Origin of the sequence: Streptomyces sp. NPDC085900 (assembly GCF_044540925.1) — a bacterium.
In the GTDB taxonomy this organism is placed as follows: domain Bacteria; phylum Actinomycetota; class Actinomycetes; order Streptomycetales; family Streptomycetaceae; genus Streptomyces; species Streptomyces gilvifuscus.
Window position 1 is genome coordinate 536206 of sequence record NZ_JBITSP010000001.1, and the last position, 15189, is coordinate 551394.

The 15189-nt window shown below is 72.7% G+C and carries 14 protein-coding genes; 12 read left to right on the forward strand and 2 right to left on the reverse strand.

The features are described 5' to 3' along the window. Window positions 1–4: 4 nt before the first annotated feature. The 4 genes from ACIGDI_RS02350 to ACIGDI_RS02365 all read left to right on the forward strand — a co-directional run bounded on the left by ACIGDI_RS02350 (window position 5) and on the right by ACIGDI_RS02365 (window position 5617). Window positions 5–3205 (forward strand): S41 family peptidase, encoded by a 3201-nt coding sequence (locus tag ACIGDI_RS02350; protein ID WP_399889292.1) that lies wholly within the window; start codon window positions 5–7, stop codon window positions 3203–3205. Between the two features lie 132 nt (window positions 3206–3337). Further along, window positions 3338–3691: a histidine triad nucleotide-binding protein gene (locus ACIGDI_RS02355; RefSeq protein ID WP_399889295.1), complete on the forward strand. Its 354-nt coding sequence runs from the start codon at window positions 3338–3340 to the stop codon at window positions 3689–3691. A 10-nt stretch (window positions 3692–3701) separates the two neighbouring features. Further along, complete coding sequence (locus ACIGDI_RS02360) at window positions 3702–4607, forward strand: ribonuclease Z (RefSeq protein WP_399889298.1); 906 nt, start codon at window positions 3702–3704, stop codon at window positions 4605–4607. Between the two features lie 20 nt (window positions 4608–4627). Continuing rightward, window positions 4628–5617 carry an adenosine deaminase gene (locus tag ACIGDI_RS02365; protein WP_399889301.1) on the forward strand — a complete coding sequence of 330 codons (990 nt, stop codon included), beginning with the start codon at window positions 4628–4630 and terminating at the stop codon, window positions 5615–5617. Here ACIGDI_RS02365 and ACIGDI_RS02370 read toward each other — a convergent pair. Both ACIGDI_RS02370 and ACIGDI_RS02375 read right to left on the reverse strand, forming a co-directional pair. Further along, a complete protein-coding gene (locus tag ACIGDI_RS02370; protein ID WP_399889304.1) occupies window positions 5614–6801 on the reverse strand; it encodes an MFS transporter in 1188 nt (395 codons plus the stop codon). The genes ACIGDI_RS02365 and ACIGDI_RS02370 overlap by 4 nt on opposite strands. 187 nt (window positions 6802–6988) lie before the next feature. After that, the gene (locus ACIGDI_RS02375; protein ID WP_399889307.1) at window positions 6989–7774 is read right to left on the reverse strand and encodes an IclR family transcriptional regulator; all 786 of its coding nucleotides are present in this window, start codon (window positions 7772–7774) and stop codon (window positions 6989–6991) included. A gap of 76 nt (window positions 7775–7850) precedes the next feature. Between ACIGDI_RS02375 and ACIGDI_RS02380 the strand changes: the two genes are divergently transcribed. From ACIGDI_RS02380 to ACIGDI_RS02415, 8 genes are all read left to right on the forward strand, one after another. Then, window positions 7851–8816: a 5-dehydro-4-deoxyglucarate dehydratase gene (locus tag ACIGDI_RS02380; RefSeq protein WP_399889310.1), complete on the forward strand. Its 966-nt coding sequence runs from the start codon at window positions 7851–7853 to the stop codon at window positions 8814–8816. Beyond that, window positions 8813–10102 (forward strand): glucarate dehydratase family protein, encoded by a 1290-nt coding sequence (locus tag ACIGDI_RS02385; RefSeq protein WP_399889311.1) that lies wholly within the window; start codon window positions 8813–8815, stop codon window positions 10100–10102. The genes ACIGDI_RS02380 and ACIGDI_RS02385 overlap by 4 nt, the downstream gene beginning before the upstream one ends. Before the next feature lie 102 nt (window positions 10103–10204). Beyond that, window positions 10205–11335 carry a carbohydrate kinase family protein gene (locus ACIGDI_RS02390; RefSeq protein WP_399889314.1) on the forward strand — a complete coding sequence of 377 codons (1131 nt, stop codon included), beginning with the start codon at window positions 10205–10207 and terminating at the stop codon, window positions 11333–11335. A 154-nt stretch (window positions 11336–11489) separates the two neighbouring features. Beyond that, window positions 11490–12563 (forward strand): PhoH family protein, encoded by a 1074-nt coding sequence (locus ACIGDI_RS02395; RefSeq protein ID WP_399889317.1) that lies wholly within the window; start codon window positions 11490–11492, stop codon window positions 12561–12563. 14 nt (window positions 12564–12577) lie between these two features. Continuing rightward, window positions 12578–13075: an rRNA maturation RNase YbeY gene (gene ybeY / locus ACIGDI_RS02400; RefSeq protein WP_142151884.1), complete on the forward strand. Its 498-nt coding sequence runs from the start codon at window positions 12578–12580 to the stop codon at window positions 13073–13075. Further along, window positions 13072–14376 (forward strand): hemolysin family protein, encoded by a 1305-nt coding sequence (locus tag ACIGDI_RS02405; protein ID WP_399889320.1) that lies wholly within the window; start codon window positions 13072–13074, stop codon window positions 14374–14376. Before ybeY ends, ACIGDI_RS02405 begins: the two co-directional genes overlap by 4 nt. Then, window positions 14373–14732 (forward strand): MmcQ/YjbR family DNA-binding protein, encoded by a 360-nt coding sequence (locus ACIGDI_RS02410; RefSeq protein WP_399889323.1) that lies wholly within the window; start codon window positions 14373–14375, stop codon window positions 14730–14732. Before ACIGDI_RS02405 ends, ACIGDI_RS02410 begins: the two co-directional genes overlap by 4 nt. 37 nt (window positions 14733–14769) lie before the next feature. After that, entirely contained in the window at window positions 14770–15123 is a 354-nt protein-coding gene (locus ACIGDI_RS02415; protein ID WP_399889326.1) for a cytidine deaminase, read from the forward strand. Window positions 15124–15189 lie beyond the last annotated feature (66 nt).

The following is a 15189-nucleotide window of genomic DNA, read 5'->3' on the forward strand; positions in this document are numbered from 1 at the left end:
TCGGGTGACTCAGCTCGCAGCCTCCGCGTATCTCCGGCATCCGCACCTGCACGGCGAGTTGATCGCCTTCACCGCCGAGGACGACGTGTGGATCGCGCCCCTCGACGGCGGCCGGGCCTGGCGGGTCAGCGCCGACAACGTCCCCGTCGACCACCCGCGCATCTCGCCCGACGGCGCCACCGTCGCCTGGACCTCCGCCCGCGACGGCGCCCCCGAGGTGCACGTCGCCCCCGTCGACGGCGGCGCCGCCAAACGCCTCACCCACTGGGGGAGTTCACGCACCCAGGTGCGCGGCTGGACCCCGGACGGCCAGGTCCTCGCCATCAGCACCTACGGCCAGGCGAGCCTGCGCCGCAGCTGGGCCCGCGCCGTCCCGCTCGACGGCGGCCCGGCCACCACCCTCCCGCACGGCCCCGTCGGCGACGTCGCCTTCGGCCCCGCCACCGTCCTGCTGTCCGCGCCGATGGGCCGCGAGGCCGCCTGGTGGAAGCGCTACCGCGGCGGAACGGCGGGCAAGCTGTGGATCGACCGGGAGGGCGACGGCGAGTTCGTACGGCTGCACGAGGAGCTGGACGGCAATCTGGAGAGCCCCGTCTGGGTCGGCGACCGCATCGCCTTCCTCTCCGACCACGAGGGCGTCGGCGCCGTCTACTCCTCCCTCGCCGACGCATCCGACCTGCGCCGGCACACCCCCGTCGACGGCTTCTACGCCCGCCACCTGGCCGGCGACGGCAGCCGGCTGGTGTACATGTCCGCCGGTGAGCTGTGGATCCTCGACGACCTCGACGGCGCCGAGCCCCGCCGCCTCGACGTCCGGCTCGGCGGGCCCCGCGTCGACCTGCAGCCGTTCCCGGTGAACACCGTCCGCTGGTTCGGCTCCGCCTACCCCGACCACACCGCCCGCGGCAGCGCGGTCGCCGTCCGCGGTTCGGTCCACTGGGTCACCCACCGCTCCGGCCCCGCCCGCGCCCTCGCCGCCGAACCGGGCGTACGCGCCCGGCTGCCGCGCACCTTCCGCGCCGACGGCGAGGAGCACGTCGTCTGGGTGACCGACGCCGAGGGCGACGACGCCCTGGAGTTCGCGCCCGCCACCGGCACCGCGCCCGGAGCCACCCCGCGCCGGCTGGCCGCCGGACAGCTCGGCCGGGTCCTCGGCCTCGCCGTCGCCCCCGACGGCAGCCGGGTCGCGGTCGCCACCCACGACGGCCGCGTGCTGCTCGTCGAGCGGGACAGCGGCGAGGTCCGCGAGGTCGACCGCAGCGCCGACGGTGACGTGACCGGCCTGGTCTTCTCGCCCGACTCCGGCTGGCTGGCCTGGTCCCACCCCGGGCCGCGCCCGCTGCGCCAGCTCCGGCTGGCCAACACCACCGACCTGTCGGTCACCGAGGCGACCCCGCTCCGCTTCCGGGACTACTCGCCCACCTTCACCCTGGACGGCAAGCACCTCGCCTTCCTCTCGGCGCGCTCCTTCGATCCCGTCTACGACGAACACGTCTTCGACCTGGCGTTCGTCGGCGGGTCCCGCCCGCACCTGATCACCCTGGCGGCGACCACCCCGTCCCCGTTCGGCCCGCAGCGCCACGGCCGCCCCTTCGAGGCGCCGGACAAGGACGAGACCCCGGACAGCGAGGGCGCCCCCAGCACCCGTATCGACCTCGAGGGCCTCGCCGACCGGATCGTGCCCTTCCCGGTCGAGGCCGCCCGCTACTCCACGCTGCGCGCCGCCAAGGACGGCGTGCTGTGGCTGCGCCACCCGGTGCGCGGTGTCCTCGGCGCCTCCCGGGCCAACCCGGACGACCCCGATCCCGAGAGCCGGCTCGAACGCTACGACCTGGCCCAGCAGCGCATCGAGCACCTGGCCTCCGACGCCGACCACTTCGCCGTCAGCGGCGACGGCAAGCGCGTCCTGCTGTGGACCGACGGCAAGCTCAAGGTCGTCCCCAGCGACCGGCGGGCCTCGAACGACGACGAGAGCGACAGCAACATCACCGTCGACCTCTCCCGCATCCGCCAGACCGTCGACCCGGCCGCCGAGTGGCGCCAGATGTACGACGAGACCGGTCGGCTCATGCGGGACAACTTCTGGCGTCCCGACCTCGGCGGCGTCGACTGGGCCGGCGTACTCGACCGCTACCGCCCCGTCCTCGACCGGGTCGCCACCCACGACGACCTGGTCGACCTCCTGTGGGAGGTGCAGGGCGAACTCGGCACCTCGCACGCCTACGTCACCCCGCGCGGCGGCCACGGCCACGGCGAGCGCCAGGGGCTCCTGGGCGCCGACATCTCCCGTCACGAGGACGGCAGTTGGCGCATCGACCGGATCCTGCCCGCGGAGACCTCCGACCCCGAGGCGCGCTCCCCGCTCGCCGCGCCCGGCGTCGCCGTACGCCCCGGTGACGCGATCGTCGCGGTGGGCGGCCGGCCGGTCGACCCGGTGACGGGCCCCGGCCCCCTCCTGGTCGGCACGGCGGGCAAGCCGGTCGAACTCACCGTGCTGCCCTCCGGCGGCGGCGACCCCCGCCACGCCGTGGTCGTCCCCGTCGCCGACGAGGAACCCCTTCGGTACCACGCCTGGGTCGGCGACCGCCGCGCCTACGTCCACGAGAAGTCCGGCGGCCGCCTCGGCTACCTGCACGTCCCCGACATGCAGGCGCCGGGCTGGGCCCAGATCCACCGCGACCTGCGGATCGAGGTCGCCCGCGAGGGCCTGGTCGTCGACGTCCGCGAGAACCGTGGCGGCCACACCTCCCAGCTCGTCGTCGAGAAGCTGGCCCGCAAGATCGTCGGCTGGGACCTTCCCCGCGGCCTGCGCCCCTACAGCTACCCCGAGGACGCCCCCCGCGGCCCCGTCGTGGCCGTCGCCAACGAGTTCTCCGGCTCCGACGGCGACATCGTCAACGCGGCCATCAAGGCCCTCGGCATCGGCCCGGTCGTGGGCACCCGCACCTGGGGCGGGGTCATCGGTATCGACAGCCGCTACCGCCTGGTCGACGGCACGCTCGTCACCCAGCCGAAGTACGCGTTCTGGCTGGAGGGCTACGAGTGGGGCGTGGAGAACCACGGGGTGGACCCGGACGTGGAGGTCGTGCAGAGGCCCCAGGACTACGCGGCCGGGCGGGACGTCCAACTGGACGAGGCGATCCGCCTGGCCCTGGAGGCCCTGGAGGAGCGCCCCGCGAAGACTCCGCCCGGACTGCCGACCTGATCCAAACGACAGGCCCTAGCGGGCCTGTAGCGCTGCGCGGCTCCGGCGCGTGGGCGCGGCCGGCCCCCGACCGCCCGCGCTCGGCGACGATACGATGCCCACAGAGACGATCAACCGCCTGGAGGAACCGATATGGCCGGGGAACCGCAGGACGACTGCCTGTTCTGCAAGATCATCGCAGGGCACGTCCCGGCGACGATCGTCCGCGAGACGGAGACGACCGTCGCCTTCCGGGACATCAACCCCCAGGCACCCACCCACGTCCTGGTGATCCCCAAGGCCCACTACCCGAACGCGGCCGAACTCGCCGCCGCCGCCCCCGAGCTCGCCGCCGACGTCCTGCGCGAGACGAAGGAGGTGGCCGACGAGGAGAAGCTCGACAGCTACCGCGTCGTCTTCAACACCGGCCCCGGCGCCGGCCAGACCGTCTTCCACGCGCACGCCCACGTCCTCGGCGGCCGCGGCCTGCAGTGGCCCCCCGGCTAGCCGACGCACCGTGTCCGTACGCGAATTGGTGGTCCTCGGCACGGCCAGCCAGGTCCCGACCAGGCACCGCAACCACAACGGCTATCTGCTCCGCTGGGACGGCGAGGGCATCCTCTTCGACCCCGGCGAGGGCACCCAGCGCCAGATGCTGCGCGCCGGGGTCGCCGCGCACGACCTGAACCGCGTCTGCGTCACCCACTTCCACGGCGACCACTGCCTGGGCCTGGCCGGCGTCATCCAGCGGATCAACCTCGACAAGGTCCCGCACGAGGTGACCGCCCACTACCCGAAGTCCGGGCAGCGCTTCTTCGACCGTCTGCGGTACGCGACGGCCTACCGCGAGACCGTCGGCCTCACCGAGGCGCCGGTGGACCGCGACGGCCCCCTGGCCACTACCCCGTCGTACACCCTGGACGCCCACCGGCTCTCCCACCCCGTGGAGTCCTACGGCTACCGCCTCACCGAGCCCGACGGCCGCCGCATGCTGCCCGACCGTCTCGCCGCGCACGGCATCAAGGGCCCGGACGTGGGCCGACTGCAGCGCGAGGGCTCGCTGGACGGCGTCTCGCTCGACGACGTCAGCGAGGTCCGCCGCGGCCAGCGGTTCGCGTTCGTCATGGACACCCGCCTGTGCGAGGGCGTGTACACGCTGGCCGACGGCTGCGACCTGCTCGTCATCGAGTCGACCTTCCTCGACGAGGACACCGACCTCGCGGAGGAGCACGGCCATCTGACCGCCGGCCAGGCGGCGACGGTGGCCCGGGACGCGGGCGTACGGCATCTGGTGCTGACGCACTTCAGCCAGCGCTACACCGACCCCGAGGAGTTCGAGCGGCAGGCGAGGGCGGCGGGCTTCGAGGGGGAGCTGACCGTCGCGCACGATCTGGTCCGGGTACCGGTTCCGAAACGTCGGTAAAACACCCGTACGATACTGCGATGCCCCTCCCCAAAGCTGAACTGCACCTCCACATCGAAGGCACGCTGGAGCCGGAGCTTGCCTTCGAGCTGGCCGACCGCAACGGCGTCGAGCTGCCGTACGCCGACACGGACGCGCTGCGCAAGGCGTACGACTTCGAGGACCTCCAGTCCTTCCTGAACCTGTACTACGAGCTCATGGCCGTCCTGCGCACCGAGCGGGACTTCGAGGACCTGGCGAACGCCTACCTCGCCCGGGCCGCCGCGCAGGGCGTGCGGCACGCGGAGATCTTCTTCGACCCGCAGGCCCACCTGGCGCGGGGCGTGGCCATGGGCACGGTGGTGGAGGGGCTGTGGCGGGCGCTGGGGAGCAGCGAGGCCCACCACGGCATATCCACCCGGCTGATCCTCTGCTTCCTGCGCGACGAGTCCGCCGAGTCGGCCCTGGAGACCCTGCGGGCCGCCGAGCCGTACCTGGACCGGATCACCGGCGTCGGCCTGGACTCGGCCGAGGTCGGCCACCCGCCGGCGAAGTTCCGCGAGGTGTACGAGGCCGCCGCCGCGCTCGGGCTGCGGCGCGTCGCGCACGCGGGCGAGGAGGGGCCGCCGAAGTACATCACCGAGGCGCTGGACGTGCTCGGCGTCGAGCGCGTCGACCACGGCCTGCGCTGCATGGAGGACCCGGCGCTGGTCGCCCGGCTGGTGCGGGAGCGGATACCGCTGACCCTGTGCCCGCTGTCCAACGTCCGCCTCCGCACCGTCGACACCCTGGCCGACCACCCGCTCCCGGCCATGCTGGACGCGGGTCTGATGTGCACGGTCAACTCCGACGACCCGGCCTACTTCGGCGGCTACGCGGGCGACAATTTCGACGCCGTACGGCAGACCCTGGGGCTGTCGCGGGACCGGCTGCGCGAGCTGGCCCGCAACTCCTTCCTCGCCTCCTTCCTGGAGGACGACGAGGAGCGTCGGGCCCGGTACCTCGCCGAGGTGGAGGCCTACGAGTTCTAGGCGGCGGCCGTGGTGTCGTAGGCGCGTGTGGTCTCCACGGGGATCTCCACGACCGGCAGGGACCGCCGTCCGGCACCCAGCGCGACCACCGTCATCGGTACCGCGATCGCCAGCAGCCCGACCGCCAGCACCGCGCCCATCGCCGGGAACCCGGCTCGCTCGGCCAGCACACTCCCCGTCAGCGGGCCCGCCGCCGTGCCCAGCGAGGACGCCGAGCCGACCAGGACCGCCCAGCGGCCGCGCGGGTCGAGGGAGGCGGCCAGGCCGATGACGTACGACAGGACGACCGGGTAGAGCAGGTTCCAGGCGATCTCGCCGGCCGCGAAGGACGTCAGGTCGGCGGCGGACGCGCTCAGCACGATGCAGCCCGCGATGACGGCCGTGCCGCCGCCGACCGGTACGGCCCGTCCGAAGCGGGGTCCGACCGCGCCGGCGACCGTCACGCCGAGCAGTCCGGCGCCGAGCGCCACCGCGAAGACCGCGCCGACGGTGGCCTCCGTCAGATGGGCCTGGGCCAGGCCGATCCGGCCGCTGACGCCCCACAGGGCGTTCTGGGCGAGGGACCAGCAGAGCATGGCGGCGGCGAGGACCGTGCCGGAGCGGCGGTGGGGGAGGCGGGTGCCGTCCAGGGGGCTGTGTGCGGCGACCGTACGGACGGGGAGGCGGCCGGTGAGCGGCCAGACGGCCAGGGCGGTGAGGGCGATCGCGGCCGGCGGCTGCCCGTGGCCGGGGCCGAGGTGGGGGACCGTCAGATAGACGGCGCCGGCGAGCGCGGAGACGCCGAGCAGGCCGAGGGTGGTCGTGCGGTGGGGGTCCGGCTGGGCGGCGATTCCGGTGGCGGCGACCGTCGTCGCGGTACCGGAGCCGAGGCCGCCGATCAGGGCGCCGACGACGACCGCCGGGACGCTGCCGGTCAGCGCGGCGGTGCCGTAGCCGAGGACGGCCAGGGTCAGGCCGACGCGGGCCAGGGTGCGGGCGCCGATCCGCTCCACCCGCGAGGCCAGGACGAACCCGGCCGATGCCGAGCTCAGCAGCAGCGCGCTGCCGAGAGCGCCCGCCTGAGTGGTGGTCAGCGGCAGTCCCGAATCCAGCCGGCCCACGGTGGTGGGCAGCAGGTAGGGAGCGAGGTACCCGGCCGTGAAAAGGGCGACGAGGGGCCAGGCGATGGTGCGGGGGGCGAACACGGGCGTTCCCAGGGCATGCGAAAGGAGCGGCTCAAGAAGGGGGTTGGGCGCAGGCCGTCGACGGACAGGAACGCGCGAGCAAGTTGTATCAAGCACGCGGTTGCGGAAGAAGGGGCGGGGGTGTGATGTGGCGCACGTTGTGTTTGGGGTGGGGGAGGCCGGGTAGCAGCAGGCCTCGTTCAGCGGCTCAACGCCAGTGCGCCGAGCCCCCCGCGCCCGGTGCCGTCGCCTCGATCTTGGCCCTGATCTCCCGCATCACCGCCACGATCCGTTCCTCGTGCTCGGGTGTCAGCCGGGCCACCGGCACCGAGCAGCTGACCGCGTCCTGCGCCGGTGTCTCGTAGCGCAGCGCGAAGCCGAAGCCGACGATGCCGAGGACGCCCTCCTCGCGATCGATCGCGTAGCCGCGGGCGCGCACCTCGGCGAGATCGGCGGCGAGCGAATGCCTGGTGGTGCGGGTGTTGGGGGTGAGCGCCTCGTAGGGGCCCTCGGGCAGGTCGTCGTCGGGGCGTTCGGCCAGCAGCGCCTTGCCCAGGGCGCCCACGTGGGCCGGCAGGCGGCGGCCGACCCTGCTGATGGTGCGCAGGTACTCGTGCGACTCGCGGGTGGCCAGATAGGCCACGTCCCGGCCGTCCAGGCGCCCCAGGTGGATCGTCTCGCCCAGCGCCTCCGACGCCTCGTCCAGGTACGGCCGTACGGCCCGTACGCGCGGGTCGGAGTCCAGATAACTGGTGCCGGTCAGCAGGGCGTGGATGCCGATGCCGTAGAGCGAGCCGGTGACGTCCGTGCGCACCCAGCCGCGGCTGATCAGCGTCTGCAGCAGGGCGTACATCGAGCTGCGCGGCACCTGGAGCGCCTCGGCCAGCTCCTGCAGCCGGGCGGGCCGGTCGCCGCGCGCGGCGAGGAGTTCCAGCAGCTCGACCGTCCGCGCCGCGGACTTCACCTCGCGTACGCCACCGCCTGTCTCCGACATGGGGCGATGGTAGTCCGCCGGTGCGCGCCCGTTGACGGGCGTGGTTCGCATACCTAGGCTCTGTCTCCATACGTGGATGTCATCTATATGGGGAGACAGTGTGGCGGACGAGACGGAAACGACTGCGCGGAGGCTGCGGCACGGCATGGACAGCGGGGTGCTCTCCTTCCCTCTCACCTCCTTCCACGACGACGGCTCCCTCGACCCCGACGGCTTCCGCGCCCATGTCGCGGCCCAGCTCGCCACCGCGCCCGGCGCCGTCTTCCCCGCCTGCGGCACCGGCGAGTTCTTCTCGCTGGACGAGGAGGAGTACCGGCAGGTCGTGACCGTCGCCGTCGAGGAGGCGGGCGGGAGGGTGCCCGTCGTCGCCGGGGTCGGCTACGGCTGGGCGCAGGCCGCCCGATTCGCCCGCGTCGCCGAGGACGCCGGCGCGGACGCGCTGCTGGTGCTCCCGCACTACCTCGTCGCCGCCCCGCAGGACGGCCTCGTCGCCCAGCTGAAGCGGCTCGCCGCCCGCACCCGGCTCCCGCTCATCGCCTACCAGCGCGGTCAGGTCGCCTACACGCCCGCCTCGTTGCGGCGGATCGCGGACATCCCGAACGTGATCGGCCTCAAGGACGGCCACAGCGATCTCGACCGCCTCCAGCGCCTCACCCTCGCCGCCCCCGAGGGCTTCCTGTTCTTCAACGGCGCCGCCACCGCCGAGATGCAGGCCCGCGCCTACGCCACCGTCGGCGTCCCCGCCTACTCCTCGGCCGTCCACGCCTTCGCCCCCGAGATCGCGAACGCCTTCTTCTCCGCCCTGCGCACGGGCGACGACAAGGGCGTGGAACGGCTGCTGCGCGACTTCTACGTCCCGCTCGTCGAACTCCGCGACCGGGTACCGGGATACGCCGTGTCCCTGGTCAAGGCGGCGGCCCGGCTCCGCGGCCGTCCCGTCGGCCCCGTCCGCGCCCCGCTCACCGACCCCTCACCGGGCGACCTCGCCGACCTGAAGACCCTGCTCGCCTCCGGACTCGACCTCGTAGGAGCGACCCTGTGAACCTCACGATCACGGACGTACGGCTGACCCCGATCCTGGTCGCCGACCCGCCGCTGCTCAACACGCAGGGCGTGCACCAGCCGTACACCCCGCGGCTGATCGTGGAGGTGGTCACGGCCGACGGGGTCACCGGGGTCGGCGAGACCTACGGCGACACCAAGTACCTGGAGTTGGCGCGGCCCTTCGCGGAGCGACTCGTGGGCCGGCCGGTCAGCGACCTGAACGGCCTGTTCACCGTCGCCGACGAGGTCGCCGTGGACGACGCCCGGGTCTCCGGGCAGGTCGACGTCGGCGGGCTGCGCGGTGTGCAGACCGCCGACAAACTGCGGCTCTCCGTCGTCTCCGGCTTCGAGGTCGCCTGCCTGGACGCCCTCGGCAAGGCGCTCGGACTGCCCGTGCACGCCCTGCTCGGCGGCAAGGTCCGGGACGCCGTCGAGTACAGCGCCTACCTGTTCTACAAGTGGGCCGGCCATCCCGAGGGCGTGGCCTGCGAGCAGGACGACTGGGGGGCCGCGGTCGACCCGGCCGGGGTCGTGGAGCAGGCGCGGCGGTTCACCGAGCGGTACGGCTTCACCTCGTTCAAGCTCAAGGGCGGGGTCTTCCCGCCGGACGAGGAGATCGCCGCCGTCCGCGCGCTGGCCGCGGCCTTCCCCGGCCACCCCCTGCGTCTGGACCCCAACGGCGCCTGGTCCGTGGAGACTTCGCTGAAGGTGGCGAAGGAACTGGGAGACGTCCTGGAGTACCTGGAGGACCCGGCGCTCGGCACCGCCGCCATGGCCGAGGTCTCCGCCGGCACCGACGTGCCGCTCGCCACCAACATGTGCGTGACGACGTTCGCCGAGATCGCGGAGGCGTTCACCAAGGACGCCGTCCAGGTCGTCCTCTCCGACCACCACTACTGGGGCGGGCTGCGCAACACCCAGCAACTGGCCGCGATCTGCCGGACGTTCGGCGTCGGCGTCTCCATGCACTCCAACACCCACCTGGGCATCAGCCTCGCCGCGATGACCCACGTGGCGGCCACCGTCCCGAACCTCCACCACGCCTGCGACTCCCACTACCCCTGGCAGTCGGAGGACGTGCTCACCGAGCGGCTGACGTTCGACGACGGCGCCGTGCGGGTCTCCGACGCACCCGGGCTCGGCGTCGAGGTCGACCCCGACAAGCTGCGGTTCCTGCACCGGCGGTGGCTGGACGACGACGGTTCGCTGAGGGACCGGGACGACGCGGCGGCGATGCGGGTCGCCGAACCCGGGTGGCGGACACCGGCCGTGCCGCGCTGGTAGGCGGACCCCCGCGGGACGCGACGGGCGGGGCGGGAGCGGCGGCCGGTCACGGGTGATGTGGTGCACACTTGGCCTGAACCGCACCATGCCAGGGGAGTGCCCGTGATCGCGCCCAACGGAAAGGGACCGTCGCCCATCACCGAGGGGCCGCACTGCCAGGCCCGGGTCGACCCCCTGGCCGCCCTGCGCGCGCCGGACGAACCGCCCTGGGACGTGTATCTGACCGGCACCGTCTTCCTGGACATCATCTTCACCGGGCTCGACTCCGCCCCGGTGCGCGGGACCGAGTCCTGGGCCCGCGGGATGGGATCGAGCCCCGGCGGCGTCGCCAACATGGCCACCGCGCTCGCCCGCCTCGGCCTGCGGACCTCCCTCGCGGCGACGTTCGGCGACGACCACTACGGCGAGTACTGCTGGGACGCCCTCGAGCAGGGCGAGGGCATCGACCTCTCGCCGTCCCGCACCGTCCCCGGCTGGCACTCCCCGGTCACCGTCTCCATGGCGTACGAGGGCGAGCGCACGATGGTCTCCCACGGCCACGAGCCGCCCCCCGAGGAGCCCGCCCCCGAGTGCCCGCCCCGCGCGCGTGCCGCCGTCGCCTCGCTCACCCCGGGCCGGCGGGCGCCCTGGATCGCCCAGGCCGCCGCGCACGGCACCCGGGTCTTCGGCGACGTCGGCTGGGACGACACCGGCGCCTGGGACCTGGCCGGACTGGCCGACCTGGAGCACTGCGAGGCCTTCCTGCCGAACGCCGAGGAGGCGATGCGGTACACCGGCACCGACTGCCCCCGGGCCGCCGCCCACGCCCTCACCGAGCACGTGCCGCTCGCCGTCGTCACCCTCGGCGCGGAGGGCGCCTACGCCGTCGACCGGCGCACCGGCGAGAGCGCCGAGGTGCCCGCCATCGACGTGGAGGCCATGGACCCCACCGGCGCGGGGGACGTGTTCGTCGCCGGGTTCGTCACCGGCACCCTCGCGGGCTGGCCGCTCGCCGACCGGCTGGCCTTCGCCGGGCTCACCGCGGCCCTGTCGGTGCAGGAGTTCGGCGGTTCGCTGTCGGCGCCGGGCTGGTCGGAGATCGCGGCCTGGTGGCGCAGGGTGCAGTCGGTGGAGGGACAGGACCCCGCCGCCCTGCGCCGGTACGCTTTCCTGGAGCGCCTGATCCCGGAGGAGGCGGCGCGGCCGTGGCCGCTGCGGCGGGCGGTGCCGACCATCGGGTTCCGGCCGGCCTAGGCCCTGTCCCGTCCCGCGCCCGGGTGCGGAAGGCGGGCCGCCGAAAAGTCCTACGGCGTTGTCAGTTCCCCGGCGTACCCTGGAAACCGCCAGGCCGCCCAAGTGGCGTGCGTGCCGTATCTAGGAGGACGAGCAAGGCCTACAGAGCCGGCCCATGACTCAGACACCCACAGCTCACACCCCCGCGCAGGAGCAGGCGAGAGCGCAGTTCACCGTCCCCGCCCAGCACCCCATGGTGACCGTTCTGGGGTCCGGCGACTCCCTCCTGCGCGTGATCGAGAAGGCCTTCCCGGGGGCCGACATCCACGTCCGGGGCAATGAGATCAGCGCGGTCGGCGACCCGGTCGAGGTGGCCCTCGTCTCGCGCGTTTTCGAAGAGATGATGCTGGTGCTCCGCACCGGGCAGCCGATGACGGAGGACGCAGTGGAACGCTCGATCGCCATGCTGAAGGCGAGCGAGAACGGGACGAGCGACGGCCAGGAGACCCCGGCCGAGGTACTGACGCAGAACATCCTGTCCTCCCGCGGCCGCACCATCCGCCCCAAGACCCTCAACCAGAAGCGGTACGTCGACGCGATCGACAAGCACACGATCGTCTTCGGCATCGGCCCCGCCGGTACCGGCAAGACCTACCTCGCCATGGCGAAGGCGGTGCAGGCCCTGCAGTCCAAGCAGGTCAACCGCATCATCCTGACCCGACCCGCGGTCGAGGCCGGCGAGCGCCTGGGCTTCCTGCCCGGCACGCTCTACGAGAAGATCGACCCGTACCTGCGCCCGCTGTACGACGCGCTGCACGACATGCTCGACCCGGACTCGATCCCGCGGCTGATGGCGGCCGGGACGATCGAGGTCGCGCCGCTGGCGTACATGCGCGGCCGCACGCTCAACGACGCCTTCATCATCCTCGACGAGGCCCAGAACACCTCGCCCGAGCAGATGAAGATGTTCCTCACCCGCCTCGGCTTCGACTCGAAGATCGTGATCACGGGTGACGTGACCCAGGTCGACCTGCCCGACGGCACCAAGTCGGGTCTGCGCCAGGTCCAGGACATCCTCGACGGCGTCGAGGACGTCCACTTCTCCCGGCTGTCGTCCCACGACGTCGTACGGCACAAGCTGGTGGGCCGTATCGTCGACGCGTACGAGCAGTACGACAGCAAGCACGGCACCGAGAACGGCTCCCACAAGGGCGGCCGGGGCAGGCAGTCCGGGCACAAGGGGAAGTAGAAGACCACAGCGCCATGTCGATCGACGTCAACAACGAGTCCGGAACCGAGGTCGACGAGCAGGCGATCCTCGACATCGCCCGCTACGCACTCGCGCGGATGCGCATCCACCCGCTCTCCGAGCTCTCGGTGATCGTGGTGGACGCCGACGCCATGGAGCAGTTGCACATCCAGTGGATGGACCTGCCGGGGCCGACGGACGTCATGTCCTTCCCGATGGACGAGTTGCGTCCGCCGTCGAAGGACGACGACGAGCCCCCGCAGGGCCTCCTCGGCGACATCGTGCTGTGCCCCGAGGTCGCCAAGAAGCAGGGCGAGGAAGCGCCGACGCAGCACTCCATGGACGAGGAGCTCCAGCTGCTCACCGTCCACGGCGTGCTGCACCTGCTCGGCTACGACCACGAGGAACCGGACGAGAAGGCCGAGATGTTCGGCCTGCAGGCGGCCATCGTGGACGGCTGGCGCGCGGAGAAGGGCCTGACCGGCCCGTCCCCGGCCCCGACCGTCTCATGAGTGGGCAGATCGTCGCGGGCGCCGTCGCCCTGGTCGTCGTCGCGTGGCTCGCCGCCTGTGCGGAGGCGGGCCTCGCCCGCGTCTCCAGCTTCCGCGCCGAGGAGGCGGTCCGCTCCGGCCGCCGCGGCAGCGCCAAGCTCGCGCAGGTGGCGGCCGACCCCACCCGCTATCTGAACGTCGCCCTCCTGGTCCGCGTCGCCTGCGAGATGGCGGCCGCGGCCCTGGTGACGTACGCCTGTCTGCAGTCCGTCCACGGCACCACGCGCGCCCTGCTCGCCGCGATCGGCGTCATGGTCCTGGTGTCGTACGTCGCCGTCGGTGTCTCCCCGCGCACCATCGGCCGCCAGCACCCGCTGAACACGGCGACGGCGGCGGCGTACGTACTGCTGCCGCTGGCCAGGATCATGGGCCCGATCCCGAACCTGCTGATCCTCATCGGCAACGCGCTGACCCCCGGCAAGGGCTTCCGCCGCGGCCCCTTCGCCTCCGAGGCGGAACTGCGCGCGCTGGTCGACCTCGCGGAGAAGGAGTCGCTGATCGAGGACGACGAGCGCCGCATGGTGCACTCGGTCTTCGAGCTCGGCGACACGCTCGTGCGGGAGGTCATGGTCCCGCGCACGGACCTGATCGTCATCGAGCGCTACAAGACGATCCGCCAGGCCCTGACTCTCGCCCTGAGGTCCGGCTTCTCCCGGATCCCGGTCACCGGCGAGAGCGAGGACGACATCGTCGGCATCGTGTATCTCAAGGACCTGGTCCGCAAGACGCACATCAGCCGGGACGCCGAGTCCGAGCTGGTCTCGACGGCGATGCGCCCGGCCGCTTTCGTCCCGGACACCAAGAACGCCGGTGACCTGCTGCGCGAGATGCAGCAGGAGCGCAACCACGTCGCCGTCGTCATCGACGAGTACGGCGGCACGGCCGGCATCGTCACCATCGAGGACATCCTGGAGGAGATCGTCGGCGAGATCACCGACGAGTACGACCGCGAGCTCCCTCCGGTCGAGGACCTCGGCGACGACCGCTACCGAGTCACCGCCCGGCTCGACATCACCGACCTCGGCGAGCTGTACGGCCTCGACGAGTACGACGACGAGGACGTGGAGACCGTCGGCGGCCTGCTGGCCAAGGCCCTGGGCCGGGTGCCCATCGCGGGCGCCTCCAGCGTGGTCGGACTCCCGGACGGCCGCGAGCTGCGGCTGACGGCCGAGGCGGCGGCCGGCCGCCGGAACAAGATCGTGACCGTGCTGGTGGAGCCGGTGGCGCCGGTGGAGGAGCCCGAGGAGGAGAAGGACGAATGAGCCCCGAGGAACTGCGCGACCTCTGTCTGTCCTTCAACGCGGTGCAGGAGGACTTCCCCTTCAACCCGGAGACCTCGGTCTTCAAGGTGCTGGGCAAGTTGTTCGCCCTGAGCAACCTCGGCGCCCGCCCCCTGACCGTCAACCTCAAGTGCGACCCCGAGGACGCGGTCCGGCTGCGCGCCGACCATCCGGGCCTGATCATCCCCGGGTACCACATGAACAAGCGGCACTGGAACACCGTCACGGTCGACGGCGATCTCCCCGACCGGCTCGTGCGTGAGCTCGTCGAGGACTCGTACGACCTGGTCGTGGCCGGTCTGCCGCGGGCCGAGCGGCTGCGTCTGGACCGTCCCTGAGCGCATCCCCGGCGCACGCGCTACGTATGCTCGGCTCATGACCGACAGCAGCGCGCTCGACCCCGAGGACCGCAAGATCGTCACCCTGGCCCGTTCCGCGCGGGCCCGCAACGGCGTGCCCGAGGGGGCGGCCGTACGGGACGAGACCGGCCGTACGTATGTCGCCGGGACCGTCGACCTTCCGTCACTGAAACTGAGTGCCCTGCGGACGGCGGTGGCGATGGCGGTGGCCTCGGGGGCGAAGTCGCTGGAGGCGGCGGCCGTGGTGACCGAGGCCGAGTCGGTGCAGGACGCGGACCGGGCGGCGGTGGCGGAGCTGGGCGGGGCCGGGACGCCGGTCCTGCTGGCCGGGCCCGACGGAACGGTACGGACCAGCATCGTTGCAGGTTGAATACCGGCCGTTTCAGAACCGTCCGGAATTCGTCCTTGTCGTCCGCTCGCCCCACCGGCATCAATG

What these genes read in the sequence shown, in the direction of transcription:
- ACIGDI_RS02380 (WP_399889310.1), top strand. Translation starts at nt 7,851, where the DNA reads ATGTCATCTATATGGGGAGACAGTGTGGCGGACGAGACGGAAACGACT.
- ACIGDI_RS02405 (WP_399889320.1), top strand. Translation starts at nt 13,072, where the DNA reads ATGAGTGGGCAGATCGTCGCGGGCGCCGTCGCCCTGGTCGTCGTCGCG.
- ACIGDI_RS02410 (WP_399889323.1), top strand. Translation starts at nt 14,373, where the DNA reads ATGAGCCCCGAGGAACTGCGCGACCTCTGTCTGTCCTTCAACGCGGTG.
- ACIGDI_RS02395 (WP_399889317.1), top strand. Translation starts at nt 11,490, where the DNA reads ATGACTCAGACACCCACAGCTCACACCCCCGCGCAGGAGCAGGCGAGA.
- ybeY (WP_142151884.1), top strand. Translation starts at nt 12,578, where the DNA reads ATGTCGATCGACGTCAACAACGAGTCCGGAACCGAGGTCGACGAGCAG.
- ACIGDI_RS02355 (WP_399889295.1), top strand. Translation starts at nt 3,338, where the DNA reads ATGGCCGGGGAACCGCAGGACGACTGCCTGTTCTGCAAGATCATCGCA.
- ACIGDI_RS02365 (WP_399889301.1), top strand. Translation starts at nt 4,628, where the DNA reads ATGCCCCTCCCCAAAGCTGAACTGCACCTCCACATCGAAGGCACGCTG.
- ACIGDI_RS02375 (WP_399889307.1), bottom strand. Translation starts at nt 7,774, where the DNA reads ATGTCGGAGACAGGCGGTGGCGTACGCGAGGTGAAGTCCGCGGCGCGG.
- ACIGDI_RS02415 (WP_399889326.1), top strand. Translation starts at nt 14,770, where the DNA reads ATGACCGACAGCAGCGCGCTCGACCCCGAGGACCGCAAGATCGTCACC.